16 protein-coding genes are annotated in these 16,719 nt (G+C 70.4%); 7 read left to right on the plus strand and 9 right to left on the minus strand.

The window, feature by feature from the left end; all coding sequences use genetic code 11:
• Window positions 1–109: 109 nt before the first annotated feature.
• From rbsD to RI578_RS25855, 5 genes are all read right to left on the minus strand, one after another.
• On the minus strand, window positions 110–499 hold the full coding sequence (gene rbsD / locus RI578_RS25835) for a D-ribose pyranase (RefSeq protein WP_310873307.1): 390 nt from the start codon (window positions 497–499) through the stop codon (window positions 110–112).
• 28 nt (window positions 500–527) lie between these two features.
• Window positions 528–1,430, minus strand: a complete 903-nt coding sequence (locus RI578_RS25840; protein ID WP_310873308.1) for a ribokinase — start codon at window positions 1,428–1,430, stop codon at window positions 528–530.
• A 92-nt stretch (window positions 1,431–1,522) separates the two neighbouring features.
• On the minus strand, window positions 1,523–3,478 hold the full coding sequence (locus RI578_RS25845; RefSeq protein WP_310873309.1) for a substrate-binding domain-containing protein: 1,956 nt from the start codon (window positions 3,476–3,478) through the stop codon (window positions 1,523–1,525).
• Window positions 3,468–5,003, minus strand: a complete 1,536-nt coding sequence (locus tag RI578_RS25850) for a sugar ABC transporter ATP-binding protein (protein WP_310873310.1) — start codon at window positions 5,001–5,003, stop codon at window positions 3,468–3,470. Before RI578_RS25850 ends, RI578_RS25845 begins: the two co-directional genes overlap by 11 nt.
• Window positions 5,000–6,046: a LacI family DNA-binding transcriptional regulator gene (locus tag RI578_RS25855; RefSeq protein ID WP_310873311.1), complete on the minus strand. Its 1,047-nt coding sequence runs from the start codon at window positions 6,044–6,046 to the stop codon at window positions 5,000–5,002. The genes RI578_RS25850 and RI578_RS25855 overlap by 4 nt, the downstream gene beginning before the upstream one ends.
• Before the next feature lie 464 nt (window positions 6,047–6,510).
• Here RI578_RS25855 and RI578_RS25860 point away from each other — a divergent pair, with 464 nt between their 5' ends.
• Complete coding sequence (locus tag RI578_RS25860) at window positions 6,511–7,005, plus strand: hypothetical protein (RefSeq protein WP_310873312.1); 495 nt, start codon at window positions 6,511–6,513, stop codon at window positions 7,003–7,005.
• 92 nt (window positions 7,006–7,097) lie between these two features.
• Here the strand turns inward: RI578_RS25860 and RI578_RS25865 are convergent, their stop codons facing one another.
• Window positions 7,098–7,583 carry a carboxymuconolactone decarboxylase family protein gene (locus tag RI578_RS25865; RefSeq protein ID WP_310873313.1) on the minus strand — a complete coding sequence of 162 codons (486 nt, stop codon included), beginning with the start codon at window positions 7,581–7,583 and terminating at the stop codon, window positions 7,098–7,100.
• A gap of 130 nt (window positions 7,584–7,713) precedes the next feature.
• Here RI578_RS25865 and RI578_RS25870 point away from each other — a divergent pair, with 130 nt between their 5' ends.
• Complete coding sequence (locus tag RI578_RS25870) at window positions 7,714–8,703, plus strand: RNA polymerase sigma-70 factor (protein ID WP_399063182.1); 990 nt, start codon at window positions 7,714–7,716, stop codon at window positions 8,701–8,703.
• Window positions 8,704–8,723: 20 nt separating this feature from the next.
• On the opposite strand, the gene RI578_RS25875 is transcribed toward RI578_RS25870, so the two are convergent.
• Entirely contained in the window at window positions 8,724–9,515 is a 792-nt protein-coding gene (locus RI578_RS25875) for a metalloregulator ArsR/SmtB family transcription factor (RefSeq protein ID WP_310873315.1), read from the minus strand.
• A 157-nt stretch (window positions 9,516–9,672) separates the two neighbouring features.
• Here RI578_RS25875 and RI578_RS25880 point away from each other — a divergent pair, with 157 nt between their 5' ends.
• Window positions 9,673–10,290: a TOPRIM nucleotidyl transferase/hydrolase domain-containing protein gene (locus RI578_RS25880; RefSeq protein ID WP_310873316.1), complete on the plus strand. Its 618-nt coding sequence runs from the start codon at window positions 9,673–9,675 to the stop codon at window positions 10,288–10,290.
• A 139-nt stretch (window positions 10,291–10,429) separates the two neighbouring features.
• Here RI578_RS25880 and RI578_RS25885 read toward each other — a convergent pair whose 3' ends face one another.
• Window positions 10,430–10,840, minus strand: coding sequence for an ATP-binding protein (locus RI578_RS25885; protein ID WP_310873317.1), 411 nt, complete (start codon window positions 10,838–10,840; stop codon window positions 10,430–10,432).
• Window positions 10,841–11,054: 214 nt separating this feature from the next.
• Between RI578_RS25885 and RI578_RS25890 the strand changes: the two genes are divergently transcribed.
• Together RI578_RS25890 and RI578_RS25895 are read left to right on the plus strand one after the other, a co-directional pair.
• Window positions 11,055–11,891, plus strand: coding sequence for a helix-turn-helix transcriptional regulator (locus tag RI578_RS25890; protein WP_121747080.1), 837 nt, complete (start codon window positions 11,055–11,057; stop codon window positions 11,889–11,891).
• A gap of 7 nt (window positions 11,892–11,898) precedes the next feature.
• The gene (locus RI578_RS25895) at window positions 11,899–12,087 is read left to right on the plus strand and encodes a DUF397 domain-containing protein (protein WP_310873318.1); all 189 of its coding nucleotides are present in this window, start codon (window positions 11,899–11,901) and stop codon (window positions 12,085–12,087) included.
• Here the strand turns inward: RI578_RS25895 and RI578_RS25900 are convergent.
• The gene (locus RI578_RS25900; protein ID WP_310873319.1) at window positions 12,041–12,682 is read right to left on the minus strand and encodes a hypothetical protein; all 642 of its coding nucleotides are present in this window, start codon (window positions 12,680–12,682) and stop codon (window positions 12,041–12,043) included. The two genes, RI578_RS25895 and RI578_RS25900, sit on opposite strands and share 47 nt — an antisense overlap.
• A 91-nt stretch (window positions 12,683–12,773) precedes the next feature.
• Here RI578_RS25900 and RI578_RS25905 point away from each other — a divergent pair, with 91 nt between their 5' ends.
• Both RI578_RS25905 and RI578_RS25910 read left to right on the plus strand, forming a co-directional pair.
• Entirely contained in the window at window positions 12,774–15,026 is a 2,253-nt protein-coding gene (locus tag RI578_RS25905; protein ID WP_310873320.1) for an ATP-dependent RecD-like DNA helicase, read from the plus strand.
• A 244-nt stretch (window positions 15,027–15,270) separates the two neighbouring features.
• Window positions 15,271–16,560, plus strand: a complete 1,290-nt coding sequence (locus RI578_RS25910; protein WP_310873321.1) for a citrate synthase — start codon at window positions 15,271–15,273, stop codon at window positions 16,558–16,560.
• The last annotated feature ends 159 nt before the right edge of the window (window positions 16,561–16,719 follow it).

The following is a 16,719-nucleotide window of genomic DNA, read 5'->3' on the forward strand; positions in this document are numbered from 1 at the left end:
TCCGGGGGGATCGCGGGGGTTCTGAGGGGGAGGAAAAGGGGAGGGAAGCCCGAGGGGGTCCGGTCGTCGACCGGGCCCCTTCGAAGCTTTCGGCGGCGGACGGTACCGGTCAGAAGAAGACCCCGCACCGCAGCAGCACGTTCGCGTACGGCCGGGCCTCCCCGGTCCGCACCACCAGCCGTGCCCCCGCCGAGAGTTGCTTCAACCGCTCGTGCGGGACGAGGGCGAGGGCGGGGAAGTGCCCGTCGAGCAGCGCGGCGGCCTCCGCATTGGCCTCCCGTACCTCCGTCGCCGCCGTCGCCCCCTCGACCACCAGCTCGTCGAGCAGGCCGTCCACCACCTCCGCGAAGGACGGCACGCCGGCGCGGAAGGCCAGGTCGACGACGCGTGGACCGGCCGGGACCGGCATGCCGACGTCGCACACCAGGACGCCGTCGCCGTGGCCGAGTTCGGCCAGGGCGGCGGACAGGTGGCGGTTGAGTATCCCGGCCTTCTTCACAACACGTCCCTCTGCACGGCTTCCTTGCTCACAGTGCCTCCGCCTCCGCCGCCGTCGGGTACGACGCCTGCGCGCCCGCCTTCGTGACGGCCGCCGCGCCGACCCGGGCCGCGTACGCCGCCGCCTCGGCGAGCGACGCACCCGTGCCGAGCCGCCAGGCCAGCGCCGCGGTGAACGCGTCGCCCGCGCCCGTCGTGTCCACGGCGTCCACCTTCACGGACGGGACACGGGAGACGCCCGCGCCCGACGCCACCAGCGCGCCCTCGGCGCCCAGGGTCACGACCACCGAACGCGGCCCCTTGGCCAGCAGGATGCGGGCCCAGTCCTCGGGACGCTCGCTCACGCAGGCGTCGCCGAGGATCACCTTCGCCTCGTGCTCGTTGACGATCAGCGGATCGCAGGCCGCCAGCACCTCCGCCGGGAGCGGGCGCGGCGGCGACGGGTTCAGCACGAAACGGCTGTCCGGCGCCAGACTCCGGACCACCTCGACGACCGTCTCCAGCGGGATCTCCAACTGCGCGGAGACGACCCGGGACGCGTGGAAGAGGCTCGCCGCGGCCCGGACGTCCCCCGGTGCCAGCCGGCCGTTCGCGCCCGGCGACACCACGATGCTGTTGTCCCCGGACGGGTCGACGGTGATCAGCGCGACGCCGGTCGGCGCCCCGCCCACCAGCACGCCCACCGTGTCGACGCCGGCCGCCCGCTGCGAGTCCAGCAGCAGCCTGCCGTAGTCGTCGTCGCCGACCCGGGCCAGCAGCGCCGTACGGGCGCCGAGCCGGGCGGCGGCGACCGCCTGGTTCGCGCCCTTGCCGCCCGGGTGGACGGCCAGGTCGGTGCCGAGCACCGTCTCGCCGGCACCCGGCCGCCGCTCGACGCCGATCACGAGGTCGGCGTTGGCCGACCCCACGACCAGGAGGTCGTAGTCGTACATGAATCGCTCCCCGATCCGAATGAATCCGAGTGAGGCGGGCGGGCGGTCGACGTGACCGCCCGCCCGTGTCTCCGTGGGCCCGTGATCCCGCGTCAGCCCTCGAAGCCGGCCACGTTCTCCTTGGTGACCACCTTCACCGGCACCTTCACCATCTTCTCCACCTTCTTGCCGTCGGCGGCGCGCAACGCGTTCTCGACCGCGATCCTGCCCAGTTCCCTCGGCTGCTGCGCGACAGAGGCGAACAACGTGCCCTCCCGCACCGCCTTCAGCCCGTCCGGGGTGCCGTCGAAGCCGACGACCTGCACGGACTTGCCGGCCTTGGAACCCAGCGCCTTGATCGCGCCGAGCGCCATCTCGTCGTTCTCCGCGAACACGCCGTCGATGTCGGGGTGCGCCTGGAGCAGGTTGGTCATCACGTCCAGGCCCTTGGTGCGGTCGAAGTCCGCGGGCTGCTTGGCGACGACCTTGATACCCGGGTACTCCTTCAGACCGGCCGCGAAGCCCGCCCCGCGCTCCCGGCTGGCGGAGGTGCCGGCCTGGCCTTGGAGGATGACGATCGTGCCCTTGCCGCCGAGCTTCTCGGCGAGCGCCTTGGCGCCCAGCTCACCGCCCTCGACGTTGTCGGAGGCGACCAGCGCGGCCGTCTTCGCGTCGTTGACGCCGCGGTCCACGGCGATGACGGGGATGTCGTCCTTGTTCGCCGAGCGCACCGAAGGGCTCGCCGCGTCGGAGTCCACCGGGTTGACGATGATCGAGGACAGGCCCTCGCTGGTGAAGTTCTGCAGCTGGTTGGCCTGCTGGGAGGCGTCGTTCTGCGCGTCCGTGACCGTCAGGTCCACGCCCAGCTTCTTCGCCTGCTCCTCCGCACCGTCCCTGATCTGCACGAAGAACGGGTTGTTGAGCGTGGACAGCGACAGACCGATCTTCTGCGTCTTGCCGGCCGAGGAGTCGTTGTGCAGCAGCGAGGTGGCGCCCACGACGGCCACGGCCACGACCGCCGCGATCACGTACGTCAGTGCTTGCTTGCCCTTGCCGCCCCCGCCGGCCCCGGCCGCGGGCGTGGTCGCCCCCGCCTTGCGCCGCAGGGTGTCCAGCAGCACCGCCAGCGCGATGACCACACCGATGACGACCTGCTGCCAGAACGCGGAGACGGACAGCAGGTTGAGGCCGTTGCGCAGCACCGCGAGGATCAGCGCGCCGATCAGCGTGCCCGACGCCTTGCCGGTGCCGCCCGCGAGCGAGGCACCGCCGATGACGACGGCCGCGATGGCGTCCAGCTCGTAGCCCTGCGCGGCCTGCGGCTGCGCGGAGGAGAGCCGGGAGGCGAGCACGATGCCCGCGGCGGCGGCGAACAGGCCGGAGAAGGCGTAGATGGCGAGCTTCTGCCGCTTCACCCGCAGGCCGGACAGGCGCGCGGCCTCCTCGTTGCCGCCGATGGCGTACATGGAGCGGCCGATGTAGGTACGCCCGAGGACGAACGCCGTGATCAGCCCCATCACGATCATCACGAGCACCGGCACCGGCAGCCACCCGCCGAGCGTGTCACCGAGGTGGGAGACGGAGTCCGGGAAGGCGATCGGCGAGCCCTGCGAGATGACGAGCGACAGACCGCGCCCCACCGACAGCATGGCGAGCGTCGCGATGAACGGCGGCAGCTTCCCGTACGAGATGAGGAAGCCGTTCACCAGGCCGCACGCGATGCCCGTCGCGACGGACAGCAGGACCGCGAGCACGACCGGCATCCCGGCCTCGGTGGCGCTCCACGCCAGCACGGTGGCCGACAGCGCGGCGACCGAGCCGACCGACAGGTCGATGCCCGCGGAGACGATGACGAAGGTGACGCCGAAGGCGAGGATCGCGGTGACGGCGGCCTGGACGCCGACGTTCAGCAGGTTGTCGGCCGTCAGGAAGTCCCCGGACAGCGCCGACATGGCGACGACGAGGACGATCAGCGCGGTCAGCGCGCCGTTGTCGAGCAGCAGGCGGCGCAGGCCGCCCGTGGCGCCGCCCTGCGCGCCCGGCTTGCTCTTGAGCGTGTCAGTGGCCACGGGAGGCCTCCGTTCCGGTTCCATTGCTGTGGGGAGTGCTGACGGCCAGCGCCATGACGGCATCCTGGGTGGCCCGCTCGGCGGGGAGTTCACCGGCGACCCGTCCCTGGGCCATGACGACCACCCGGTCGCTCATGCCGAGCACCTCGGGCAGGTCGCTGGAGATCATGAGTACGGCGGCACCGGCGGCCGTCAGTTCGTTGATCAGCTGGTAGATCTCGACCTTGGCGCCGACGTCGATGCCGCGCGTCGGCTCGTCGAGAATGAGCACCTTGGTGTTGGCCAGCAGCCACTTGCCGATGACGACCTTCTGCTGGTTGCCGCCGGACAGGGTCCGCACGTGCTGCCCGAGTCCGGCCATCCGCACACCGAGCTGTCCGGCGATCCGCTCGGCCGCCGCGTGCTGCGCCTTGAGGTCGACGAGCCCCGCGCGTGCGGACGACTTCAGCGTCACCAACCCGAGGTTCTCCTCGACGGAGGCGTCGAGCACGAGCCCCTGCCCCTTGCGGTCCTCGGGCACGAGCCCGATCCCGGCGGCCATGGCGGCGTTGACGTCGTGCCGCCGCAGGGGCGCACCCGCGACGTGCACGGTCCCCGCGTCGTACGGATCGGCGCCGAACACGGCACGCACGACCTCGGTCCGCCCGGCGCCGACGAGTCCGGCGATGCCGACGACCTCACCGGCGCGCACCTCGAAGCCGACGTCGTGGAAGACCCCGTCGCGCGTGAGCCCTTCGACCCGGAGCAGCGCGTCACCGGCGTCGGTGCGCTCGCGCGGATACTGCTGCTCGATCGACCGCCCGACCATGAGGCGTACCAGCTCGTCCTCGGGCGTGGCGGCGGGCACCTGCCCGACACTGCGTCCGTCCCGGATGACGGTGACCCGGTCGCCGAGGGCGGCGATCTCCTCCAAATGGTGGGTGATGAAGACGATCCCGACGCCGTCCTCGCGCAGCCGCCGCACGATGGCGAACAGCTTGTCGACCTCCCCGGAGGTCAGCACGGCGGTCGGCTCGTCCATGATGAGCACGCGCGCGTCCAAGCTGAGCGCCTTGGCGATCTCGACCATCTGGAGCCGGGCGATACCGAGTTCACGCACCCGGGCGCGAGGCGACACGCTCAGACCGACCCGCCTCAGCAGCACTTCCGCGTCGGCGTCCATCTTCTTCCGGTCGATCATCCCCAGGCGGCGCGGCTGGCGCCCCAGGAAGATGTTCTCGGCGACCGTCAGATCGGGGACGAGGTTGAACTCCTGGTAGATGGTGGCGATCCCGAGGCGCTCGGAGTCCTGCGCACCGTGGATGCGCACCTCCTCGCCACCGGCCAGGATCCGCCCGGCGTCGGGCGTGTAGGCGCCGGAGAGCATCTTGATGAGCGTGCTCTTGCCCGCGCCGTTCTCACCGAGGAGCACGTGCACCTCGCCCCGGCGCAGGTCGAAGTCGACGCTGTCGAGCGCGACCACGCCGGGGAAGGTCTTGCGGATGCCCTCGATGCGCAGCAACTCGTCCGGACTGCGGCTGCTCACGGCGTACTCCTTCGTACGGGGGACGGGGACGGGGTTTCCTGGGGGGCCGTCTCCCCGCAGGAGCGGCGGACGACCAGCCGCGCCGGGAGGGTGACGGACTCGCCGGGCCGGCCCCCGATGCGGTCGACCAGCGCGCGCACGGCGGCCCGCCCGAGGTCGCCCGTGGGCTGGGCGATCGCGGTGACGGGCGGATCGGTGTGCACGAACCAGCGGATGTCGTCGAACGCGGCGAGCGCGATGTCCTCGGGGACCCGCAGCCCGCGCGCGCGTACGGCGTCCAGGGCGCCGAGCGCCATCAGGTTGTCGGCGGCGAAGACGACCTCGGGCGGCTCGGGCAGGTCGAGGAAGCCCTCGGTGACCCGGCGCCCGCTGTCGGCCTGGAAGTCGCCCTGGCCGATATAGACGTCGGGCAGGGGAAGCCCGTAGTCGGCCAGCGCCTCGCGGAAGGCGTCGACGCGCTCGCGTCCGGTCGTGGTGGCGGCGGGCCCGGCGATGATGGCGAGCCGCCGGTGCCCGAGGCCGTACAGATGCGCCACGAGGTCCCGTACGGCGGCCCGCCCGTCCGACCGGACGACGGGCACGTCCACGCCCGGGATCCACCGGTCGACGAAGACCATCGGCGTCCCGGCCCGCGCGGCGTCCAGCATCCGCGGGGAGCCGCCGTCGGTGGGGGAGACGAGCAGCCCGTCGATACGCCGGTCCAGCAGCGTCGTGACGTGGTGGTCCTGGAGATCGGGCCGCTCGTCGGCGTTGCCGATGATGACGCTGTAGCCGAGCGCGCGGGCCTCCTCCTCGACGGAGCGGGCCAGTTCGGTGAAGTACGGGTTCATCACGTCGCTGATGACCAGGCCGAGGGTGCGGGTCTGGTCGGTGCGCAGCGACCGGGCGACGGCGTTCGGGCGGTAACTCAGCGTCTCGACGGCGGCCAGCACACGCTCGCGTGCGGCGGGGCTGACCGACGGGTGGCCGTTGAGCACGCGCGAGACCGTCGCGACGGAGACGCCCGCCTCGGCGGCGACGTCCTTGATGCCGATACTCGCCATCGCCGTTCCACCTCCTCGTGGAATCGATTACACGGAGGATTGGAAACGATTACACGAGGCGGAATCAAGGGGTGAGAGTCGGCCGAAACCCAATCGTGACCGGAGCCGGGCGGGCGCCGCACGGGCCGGTCGGGCGACCGCCCGCTGAAGGGATGGTGCGACAGATGAGCCGCGGGGAAAACCTCACGGCTACGGCCCGTGAGTGTCCGGGTACCTGAGTACGCCTACTCATGCGGAGCGCGCGGCATCGGCCGGAGACTGCGTTCATGAGACGGACCTCCGCATCCATCAGCGCGTTCGCGCGCCCCCGGCGTGCCCTAACCGCAACCGTGCTCGCTGCCCTGGCACTTGCCGGCTGCGGGAGCGAGCACCCGAGTGAGGGTGGGGCTCAGGGCAAGCCGGGCAGCGGCGTCGCCGCGGAGAGCTCCGCATCTTCGGATCCGGGGCAGGCGGGGTTCACGGCGATGCTCGACAAGGTCACGCGGCCATGTACTTCGCCGGCCGGGACCGGGAACGAGACCGAGACCGGACACCGCCCGTCCGACGAGCGACCGACCGGCCCGGCGGGGAAGGGGAACGGCAAGGAGGGCCTCGCCCCCGGTGAGACCCCTCCGGCCGAACCGGTCGAACCCGGCGTCCCCACCGGCCCCGCAGCGGAGTTGAACGACCGTGAGTGGTGCGCGAGCGTCCAGCACGAACAGCGCGTCGTCCAGGCGCTGCAGCGGGTCGAGGAGCCCACTCCCGCCAAGGTCAGGAAGACCCTGAACGACCTGGGTTACATCGACGAACGCATCCACGGTCTCAAGCAGGACGGCAAGATCACGCGCTTCTACCTGGATCTGCGCGAGAAGGGCGGCCGTCTCTGTGAGGAGGGCTTGGCGGCGGGAATGGAAACGGACATGTTCGCGTGTGTCGCCCGCGCTGCCGGACCGTTCACCGTGACGAGTTCGGGCCGGTAGGACGGGTGTCCTGCGTGACGCGGCGGAACCGAACCGCGCCCGACCCGCGCCCGAACCGCGCACGGCGTGTGCGGTTCGGGCGCGTCCGATGGTCAGCCCAACGCGGCGGCGAACATGCCCGCCTCGTACGAGCCTCCCCGCTGATGTGTGATCACGGCGAGCCGGTTGGCCGCGTTGATCAGGGCGACCAGGCAGACCAGCGCGGCGATCTGGTCGTCGTCGTAGTGCTTGCGCACCTGGGCCCATGTCTCGTCGGACACGCCCTGGTGGGCGTCGGCGAGCCGGGTGCCCTCCTCGGTGAGCGCCAGCGCGGCCTGCTCGGCCTCGGTGAACACCGTGGACTCGCGCCAGGCGGCGACCAGGTGGAGCCGGACCGCGCTCTCGCCGGCGGCCGCGGCCTCCTTGGTGTGCATGTCGATGCAGTGACCGCAGCCGTTGATCTGGCTGGCGCGCAGTGACATCAGCTCCTGCGTCGACTTCGGCAGCGACGACTCGTGGACCAGCATGCCGGCGCCGGCGAACCGCTTGGCGAACCTGCTGCCGAGCTCGTTCTCGAACAGATTGAATCGGGCTTCCATGACCTCGTCCTCACTGTGGGTGCCTCACTGACGAACACAAGATGCCGACGACCCGGTCCCTGTGACTGGCCTCCGGTGTGATGTGAGCCACCGTCGGCGGGTGTCACAAAGCGGCGGCGGCCGGCGTCCTGTGCGCATGGCACCCTCGGAGGCGAAGAAGCGGGAGCAGCTGGTGACGAGCGAAAACAGTGGACGCGAGCCGGACGGCACGACCGGGTGGACCGTCGGCGAAGGCGGGCGCACGGACCCCGCCACCGAGGCCTTCGTCGCGCACCGCAACCTGCTCTTCACCGTCGCGTACGAGATGCTCGGCTCGGCCGCCGACGCGGAGGACGTCCTCCAGGAGACCTGGCTGCGATGGTCGGGCGTGGACCTCGCGACGGTGCGCGACCGGCGTGCCTACCTGGTGCGGATCACCACGCGCCAGGCCCTGAGCCGGCTGCGTACGCTCGGCCGCCGCAAGGAGTCCTACGTCGGCGCCTGGCTGCCCGAGCCGCTGCTCACCACGCCCGACGTGGCCGAGGACGTCGAGCTGGCCCACAGCGTCTCGATGGCGATGATGCTGGTCCTGGAGACGCTCGCGCCGACCGAGCGGGCGGTGTTCGTGCTGCGCGAGGTGTTCGACCTCGGCTACGACGAGATCGCCGACGCCGTCGGCAAGAGTCAGGCCGCGGTCCGGCAGACCGCGCACCGGGCACGCGCACACGTCGCGGCACGGCGGCCGCGCGGGGCTGTCTCCCCGACCGAGACACGGGACGTGCTCACCGCCTTCCGGCGGGCCCTCGTGACGGGTGACCTGCAGGGCCTGCTCGACGTCCTCGCCCCGGACGTGGTCCTCGTGGGCGACGGCGGTGGCATCAAGCGGGCCGTGCTGCGGCCCGTCACGGGGGCCGGGAAGGTGGCCCGCCTCATGATCGGCGGACTGGTCAAGCAGGCGGCCGGGGTCTCGCTGGAACCGGCCCAGGTCAATGGCTATCCGGCGCTGATCCTCCGGCTCGACGGCGAGCTCGACACCGTACTGGCGGTGCGCTTCGACGACGGCCTCATCACCGGGCTCTACGCGGTGCGCAACCCCGAGAAGCTGTCCCACATGGCCAGGGAGACCACCCTGCGCCGCTGAGCGAGCGGCCCCACGGTCGCCTACGCGGGGTCCGGAAGGGTGTCGCCGGTCTCCAGCAGTGTCTTGAGGCTGGAGAGGAGGGCCGGCCAGCCGTGCTGGATCATCTCGCGGGCGGTGCTGCCGGGCTCGAACCCGTCGTGGACGACGGTCAGTTTCACCGAACCGCCGAGGTCCTCGATCTCGAAGGTGACCTTCGACCGCTGTTCGGCGGCGAGCTTGGCGAGCGTCTCGTCGTCGATCCCGTTGGCCTTCGCCCACCCGGGCGTGAAGGTGTGCCAGGTGTAGGACAGACGCCGGAACGGGTCGGACTCGAGTACGACCTGTCCGGGGTCGGCGGTGTCCGCGCCGCCCTGCTGCCAGACCATGGTCGACCCCGCCTTCCAGTCGGTGGCGAACTCCAGACCCCAGTAGCGGCTGGTGAAGGCCGGGTCGGTCAGACCTTGCCAGAGCCGCTCGGGCGTGGTCCTGACATAGGTCGTGTACACGAACGCGTTGCTGTCCATGGTGGTGTCCTCCAGCGCGTGCTTGAGATCGGCGAGTGCGCGCACCCGCTCGCGGTCGTAGCGGCTGATCCAGCGTTCGGTGATGGCGTTGATCGGTTCGGCGTTGAGGTAGTGCAGCTTCTCGCGGCCCCGCCGGACGGTGGTGACCAGGTTGGCCGCCTCCAGCAGCGCCAGGTGTTTGCTGACCGACTGCCGGGCCATGTCCAGCCCGGCGCACAGCTCGCGCAGGCTCTGCCCGTTGCGGGCGTTCAGGCTGTCCAGCAACCGGCGCCGGCTGCCGTCGGCCAGCGCCTTGAAGACCTCGTCCATCTCCGCCCCTCTAAATGCAGCCCATTGGCTGCCTTTCACGTTAGGCAGCCGCAAGGTTGCATGTCAATCGGAGGCGTGGGAGGGCGCCGCCGACGAGCCGGCCGGGCTCTGCCGAAAATCACTACCGGCGCGGCCGCTCAGGGCGGAGACTCGTGCCATGGCGGACATGGGGGCGTTCCGGGTCGCGGTCACCGCGTGGGCGGCCGGCGGCCCCGGCGGCCCCGCGCACGAGTTGGCGACGCGACTGTCGGTACGTACCGCTGTCCTCCTGGAGGGGCCGAGCGACTCGGCGGCGGTCGACGCGCTGGCCGCGCGTCACGGCCGCGACCTCGCGGCGGAGGGGGTCTGCGTCCTCCCGATGGGCGGCGCGATGAGCGTCGGCCGCTTCGCATCCCTCCTCGGACCGTCCGGCCTGGGCCTCCGTCTCACGGGACTGTGTGACGAGCGGGAGCAGGGCTACTACGTCCGCGCCCTGGAGCGGGCGGAGGCGGCGCCCGACGGTCTCTTCGTCTGCGCGGCCGACCTGGAGGACGAGCTGATCCGCGCGCTGGGTGTGACGCGGGTGAAGGAACTGGTCGAGGCGGAGGGCGACCTGCGCCCCCTCCGGACCTTCCTTCGCCAGCCCGCCCAGCAGGACCGCACCGCGCAGCAGCAGCTCCGCCGGTTCTTCGGCACCAAGAAGGGCCGGAAGATCCACTACGGCCGTGTCCTCGTCGAGGCCCTGGACCTCGCGCGCACCCCGAGCCCCCTCGCGGGGCTGTTCGCGGGACTCTGAGGGGCCCGGCGTCGGCTCTGTCGCTCAACCGTGAGCAGTTGGGCTGATGTTGTACTTGGGGTGCTCGGATGAGCGCTTTGGGGACAGGCGGCTGGTGAGTGTCCTCGTGTTGTCGGGGTGCTGGGTGCTGGTGGTGCGGTCAGGCGGCGGTCAGCTCGCACCACACGTACTTGCCCCGGTTGCCGCGCCTGGCCAGCGGATGCCACCCCCACACATCGGCGCAGGCCCGCACCAGCGCCAGTCCTCGTCCTTCCTCCAACTCCTCCACCCTCGCGAACGCGGCCGGGGGCTCCGGCGGTTCGGGGTCCGCGTCCCACGCCCCGATCCGCAGCGTGCCCGGCGGCGACCAGCGGATACGGAGGGCGGCGGGGCCCTTGGTGTGCCGTACGGCGTTGGAGACCAGCTCCGTGGCGAGCAGTTCGGCGACGTCGACGAGGCGGATCAGTCCGTGCATGGTGAGGACCAGGCGGAGAGTGCGGCGGCTGACGGTGACGGCGCGGAGGTCGTTGGGGATGTAGAGGGAGTACTCCCAGGGCTCGTTTTCGGGCATGCGGGACTCCAAGTCGGGGGTGGTGGTCGTGGCGGGCCAGGTGTCAATGCCGCAGCCGTCATGGCAGGACGGGGCGGTGCGCTTCCGGGCCCCGGTTTCGCACGGTGTGTGTTGCGTCACCGACGGTAGATCTATATTTAGGGACGCGGCAAGCCGATCGCGTAATCTGACGCCGAACGAGTTGCACCAACGGACGTGATCGGAGGGCCAGTCGATGGTGAAGAGGCGTGAACCAACGGCACGTCAGGTTCGACTGGCGACCGAACTGCGGAGACTCCGTGAGGCTGCTGGTCTCAACTCCCGCCAGGCGGCCGCGCTGCTCGGCGTCGCCCCTGCGCAGATCACCCACATCGAGTCCGCTCTCGCGGGCGTGAGTGAGCAGCGGGTCCGCCGCCTCGCGTCCCACTACGCCTGTACCGACGAGGACTTCATCGACGCTCTCGTAGCGATGGCCACTGAACGGGCAAACGGCTGGTGGGAGGAGTTTCGGGGCTTCCTGCCCACGTCGTTCCTCGATCTGTCCGAGCTGGAGCACCATGCTCGGTTCCTCCGCCACGTGGCAATCCTGTATGTGCCGGGCCTGCTCCAGACCGAGGACTACTCGCGGGCCGTCTTCTCGTCCAGACTGCCGGAACTGACCGCCGAGGAACTGGAAGTGCGCATTCAGCACCGCAGGGCGCGTCAGCGCTTCACCATTGCCTACGAAGCGGTGATCCATGAGGCGGCACTCCGGATTCGGGTCAGTGACCGTGCCACTTCAAGGGCTCAGCTGGCGCGGCTCCTGGAGCTCTCCGAAGCGGATCACATCACCGTGCGCGTCGTCCCCTTCGACCTGGACGGTTTCGCCAGCGCCTCCAGCACGATGACCTATGTTGGCGGCCCCCTGCCCAAGCTGGACACCGTCGTCCGTGACGCGCTGCACGGCTCGGTGTTCATTGATTCCGAGGCTCAGCTCAACACGTACCGAACGGGCTTCCGTAAGGTGGAGGAGGCGTCACTCGACCCTGGTCAGTCACGTGATCTCATCCACAGCCTGGCGAAGGAGCTGTAGGAATCCCATGGACAACTGGCGGAAGTCGTCCTACTCGGGCCCGGGCGACGGCAACGAGTGCGTGGAGATCGCGAACTCACCCACCCACGTAGCCGTCCGCGACACCAAGGCCCCCACCCGGGCGACCCTGGCCTTCCCCCGCACCGCCTTCACCCGCTTCCTCCAGGCGTTGAAGGAGCCGACGGGCAATCCGTGACGTCGGGGTCGGGCCAAGTCGCCACCAGCGCCCGCTGATCCGGGAACCGGGCGCCGCCGATCCGCACGCGCGTCGCCTCCCCGTCGAGCCAGCACACTTCCTCGGGGCCCCCGTCACCGGTGTCGAACAGGCAGCACACACCGCCGACGGCGGCGGTGAGGTCGGTGAACGTCTCCCTGATGCTCGCCGAACGTGCGAACAGGCGGCTCATCCCCGACGTCGCGGCCCAGAACTCCAGCGACGCGTAACGGGGGTGCAGGAAGGACTCGAACCGGACCGCCAGGTAGACGTACCCGATCCGAACCCGCCCGTTCACCTCGGCCGGCAGGCCGGACGACTCCCCGTACGCGCGCACCGCCTCGTCCACGCCGAACATGAGCGACGTGTCCAGGCGGAACTCACCGCTCGCGGAGCAGTCGACCGGATCGCTGCCGAAGTCGGACGTGAACGGGAGGGCGATCCGCTCACCGCCGGGCAGTGTGACGTCGAGCGGCGGCACGTCACGGGACGGGGGCGCCAGCTCGGCCACGGCGGCCAGCGCCCTCGCGACGTTCCGGGGGCGCAGATAGATGTCGTAGCCGTAGATCAGCCCCATGTCTTCCCTCCGTCGGCCGGGGCGATTCGCCCGTCCGCATGATCTTGCCGGACCGGCCACCCCTGTCACACCCCACCGGTACCGTCGGACCATGCCGAACCAGCCCGATGCCGCTCCCGGTGAACGGCGACTCGCCACCCTCGAAGGCGTCCTGGAGCGCATCACGTACGCCAATGAGGAGAACGGCTACACGGTCGCCCGCGTCGACACCGGCAGAGGCGCCGGCGACCTGCTGACCGTCGTCGGCGCGCTGCTCGGCGCGCAGGCCGGGGAGTCGCTGCGGATGGAGGGGCGCTGGGGGTCGCACCCCCAGTACGGCAAGCAGTTCCACGTGGAGAACTACACGACCGTGCTCCCGGCCACGGTCCAGGGCATCCGGCGCTACCTCGGCTCCGGCCTGGTCAAGGGCATCGGCCCGGTCTTCGCCGACCGCATCACGCGGCACTTCGGCATCGACACCCTCACCGTCATCGAGGAGGAGCCCAAGCGGCTCATCGAGGTGCCCGGCCTCGGCCCCAAGCGGACCAAGAAGATCGCCGACGCGTGGGACGAGCAGAAGGCGATCAAGGAGGTCATGCTCTTCCTCCAGACCGTCGAGGTGTCGACGTCGATCGCGGTGCGGATCTACAAGAAGTACGGCGACGCGTCGATCTCCGTCGTGAAGAACCAGCCCTACCGGCTGGCGTCCGACGTCTGGGGCATCGGCTTCCTCACCGCCGACAAGATCGCCCAGTCCGTGGGCATCCCGCACGACAGCCCGGACCGGGTGAAGGCGGGCCTGCAGTACGCCCTGTCGCAGGCCACCGACCAGGGGCACTGCTATCTCCCCGAGGAGAAGCTGATCGCCGACGCGGTGAAGCTGCTCCAGGTGGACACCGGCCTGGTCATCGAGTGCCTGGCCGAGCTGGCCGCCGACCCCCAGGACGGAGAGGACCCCGGCGTCGTACGCGAGAAGGTCCCCGACCCGGAGGGCGGCGACCCCGTCACCGCCGTCTACCTCGTCCCCTTCCACCGCGCCGAGCTGGCCCTCTCCGCCCAGCTGCGGCGGCTCCTGCGTGCCGACGAGGACCGGATGCCGGCCTTCACGGACGCGCCGTGGGACAAGGCGCTCAGCTGGCTCAAGAGCCGCACCGGCGCCGACCTCGCCCCCGAGCAGGAGGCCGCCGTCAGACTCGCGCTCACCGAGAAGGTCGCCGTCCTCACCGGCGGGCCGGGCTGCGGCAAGTCCTTCACCGTCCGCTCCATCGTCGAGCTGGCCCGCGCGAAGAAGGCCAAGGTGGTGCTCGCCGCGCCGACCGGCCGGGCCGCCAAGCGTCTCGCCGAGCTGACCGGCGCCGAGGCGTCCACCGTGCACCGCCTGCTGGAGCTCAAGCCGGGCGGTGACGCCGCCTACGACCGGGACCGGCCGCTGGACGCCGACCTCGTCGTGGTGGACGAGGCGTCGATGCTGGACCTGCTCCTCGCCAACAAGCTGGTCAAGGCGGTGCCCCCGGGCGCCCACCTGCTCTTCGTCGGGGACGTCGACCAGCTGCCCAGCGTGGGCGCGGGGGAAGTGCTGCGGGATCTGCTCGCCCCCGGCAGCCCCGTTCCCGCCGTCCGCCTCACCCGTGTCTTCCGCCAGGCCCAGCAGTCGGGGGTGGTGACGAACGCGCACCGGATCAACGCCGGGCAGCACCCGCTCACCGACGGCATGAAGGACTTCTTCCTCTTCGTCGAGGACGACACCGAGGAGACCGGGCGGCTCACGGTGGACGTCGCCGCGCGCCGCATCCCGGCGAAGTTCGGGCTCGACCCGCGCCGGGACGTGCAGGTGCTCGCCCCCATGCACCGGGGACCCGCCGGCGCCGGCGCGCTGAACGGGCTGCTCCAGCAGGCCGTCACCCCGGGGCGCCCGGACGTGCCGGAGAAGCGGTTCGGCGGTCGTGTCTTCCGGGTCGGCGACAAGGTCACCCAGATTCGCAACAATTACGAGAAGGGTGAGAACGGCGTCTTCAACGGCACCGTCGGCGTGGTCACCTCGCTCGACCCGGTGGACCAGCGCCTCACCGTGCTGACGGACGAGGACGAGGAGGTTCCGTACGAATTCGACGAACTGGACGAACTGGCCCACGCCTACGCGGTGACCATCCACCGCTCGCAGGGGAGTGAGTACCCGGCGGTGGTGATCCCGGTGACGACCGGCGCCTGGATGATGCTCCAGCGGAACCTGCTGTACACGGCGGTCACCCGGGCCAAGAAGCTGGTCGTCCTCGTCGGTTCCCGCAAGGCGATCGGACAGGCGGTCCGCACGGTGTCGGCCGGCCGGCGCTGCACGGCGCTCGACTTCCGGCTGGCGGGCTCCTGACCCGAAGACCTTCCGGTGAAACCTCTCGACCTGTGTGAAAAAAATGATCGATCAAATGAGTCGGGAAGGTCACAGAGCACTTCCGGATGGGGAGGAGAGGGGGCAGGATGAGCTAGTTGGCGGCACTGAGTGCCGCCGATAGGCCCGATGGTCGACCCCGAGTGCACTCTCCTGAGCCAAGTGGGGGATGGTAGAGACAGTCAGGGCACCTCGAAGATGAGGCACTACGTCGGTGAGGGAAGACGTGAGCGACAACTCAGTAGTACTGCGGTACGGCGACGGCGAGTACACCTACCCGGTGATCGACAGCACCGTCGGTGACAAGGGCTTCGACATCGGGAAGCTCCGCGCCCAGACCGGTCTGGTGACGCTGGACAGCGGTTACGGCAACACCGCCGCCTATAAATCCGCCATCACGTATCTGGACGGCGAGGCGGGCATCCTCCGGTACCGCGGCTACCCGATCGAGCAGCTGGCCGAGCGCTCCTCCTTCGTGGAGGTCGCCTACCTGCTGATCAACGGCGAGCTGCCGACCGTCGACGAGCTCACCGCGTTCAAGAACGAGATCACGCAGCACACCCTGCTGCACGAGGACGTCAAGAACTTCTACAAGGGCTTCCCGCGCGACGCCCACCCGATGGCCATGCTGTCGTCGGTCGTCTCGGCGCTGTCGACGTTCTACCAGGACAGCCACAACCCGTTCGACGAGCGCCAGCGCAACCTTTCCACGATCCGGCTGCTCGCCAAGCTTCCGACGATCGCGGCCTACGCGTACAAGAAGTCGATCGGCCACCCGTTCGTCTACCCGCGCAACGACCTCGGCTACGTCGAGAACTTCCTGCGCATGACGTTCTCGGTGCCGGCGCAGGAGTACGAGCTCGACCCGACGGTCGTGGCCGCCCTGGACAAGCTGCTGATCCTGCACGCGGACCACGAGCAGAACTGCTCGACCTCCACGGTCCGCCTGGTCGGCTCCTCGCAGGCGAACATGTTCGCCTCGATCTCCGCCGGCATCAACGCGCTCTGGGGCCCGCTGCACGGCGGCGCCAACCAGTCGGTGCTGGAAATGCTGGAGGGCATCCGCGACGCGGGCGGCGACGTCGACTCCTTCATCCGCAAGGTGAAGAACAAGGAGGACGGCGTCCGCCTGATGGGCTTCGGCCACCGGGTCTACAAGAACTTCGACCCGCGCGCCAAGATCATCAAGGCCGCCGCGCACGACGTGCTCTCCGCCCTCGGCAAGTCCGACGAGCTGCTGGACATCGCCCTGAAGCTGGAGGAGCACGCGCTCTCCGACGACTACTTCGTCTCGCGCAGCCTCTACCCGAACGTCGACTTCTACACCGGTCTGATCTACCGGGCCATGGGCTTCCCGACCGAGATGTTCACGGTCCTGTTCGCGCTGGGCCGGCTGCCGGGCTGGATCGCCCAGTGGCACGAGATGATCAAGGAGCCGGGCTCCCGCATCGGCCGCCCGCGCCAGATCTACACGGGCGTCGTCGAGCGCGACTTCGTGCCCGTCGAGGAGCGCTGAGCCGCCAGGCACCCCCGCAGCGCGTACAGAGAGTCCCGTGCCGCCCCGAGCGGTACGGGATTTTTCTGTGGGCGGAGCCGGCGGGCCGGGCGGCGGCGGCCCGGACAGCAGAAGGCGCCCTGGCGCCGGTCCCCCCACGGGCCGACGAACCAGGGCGCC

The sequence above is a fragment of the Streptomyces sp. BB1-1-1 genome (genome assembly GCF_031597775.1).
GTDB classification, from domain to species: Bacteria; Actinomycetota; Actinomycetes; order Streptomycetales; family Streptomycetaceae; genus Streptomyces; species Streptomyces thinghirensis.

Coding starts and splice junctions, on each gene's coding strand:
- RI578_RS25840 (WP_310873308.1), bottom strand. CDS start 1,430: ATGTACGACTACGACCTCCTGGTCGTGGGGTCGGCCAACGCCGACCTC.
- RI578_RS25855 (WP_310873311.1), bottom strand. CDS start 6,046: ATGGCGAGTATCGGCATCAAGGACGTCGCCGCCGAGGCGGGCGTCTCC.
- RI578_RS25860 (WP_310873312.1), top strand. CDS start 6,511: ATGCTCGACAAGGTCACGCGGCCATGTACTTCGCCGGCCGGGACCGGG.
- RI578_RS25865 (WP_310873313.1), bottom strand. CDS start 7,583: ATGGAAGCCCGATTCAATCTGTTCGAGAACGAGCTCGGCAGCAGGTTC.
- RI578_RS25875 (WP_310873315.1), bottom strand. CDS start 9,515: ATGGACGAGGTCTTCAAGGCGCTGGCCGACGGCAGCCGGCGCCGGTTG.
- RI578_RS25880 (WP_310873316.1), top strand. CDS start 9,673: ATGGCGGACATGGGGGCGTTCCGGGTCGCGGTCACCGCGTGGGCGGCC.
- RI578_RS25885 (WP_310873317.1), bottom strand. CDS start 10,840: ATGCCCGAAAACGAGCCCTGGGAGTACTCCCTCTACATCCCCAACGAC.
- RI578_RS25890 (WP_121747080.1), top strand. CDS start 11,055: ATGGTGAAGAGGCGTGAACCAACGGCACGTCAGGTTCGACTGGCGACC.
- RI578_RS25895 (WP_310873318.1), top strand. CDS start 11,899: ATGGACAACTGGCGGAAGTCGTCCTACTCGGGCCCGGGCGACGGCAAC.
- RI578_RS25900 (WP_310873319.1), bottom strand. CDS start 12,682: ATGGGGCTGATCTACGGCTACGACATCTATCTGCGCCCCCGGAACGTC.
- RI578_RS25905 (WP_310873320.1), top strand. CDS start 12,774: ATGCCGAACCAGCCCGATGCCGCTCCCGGTGAACGGCGACTCGCCACC.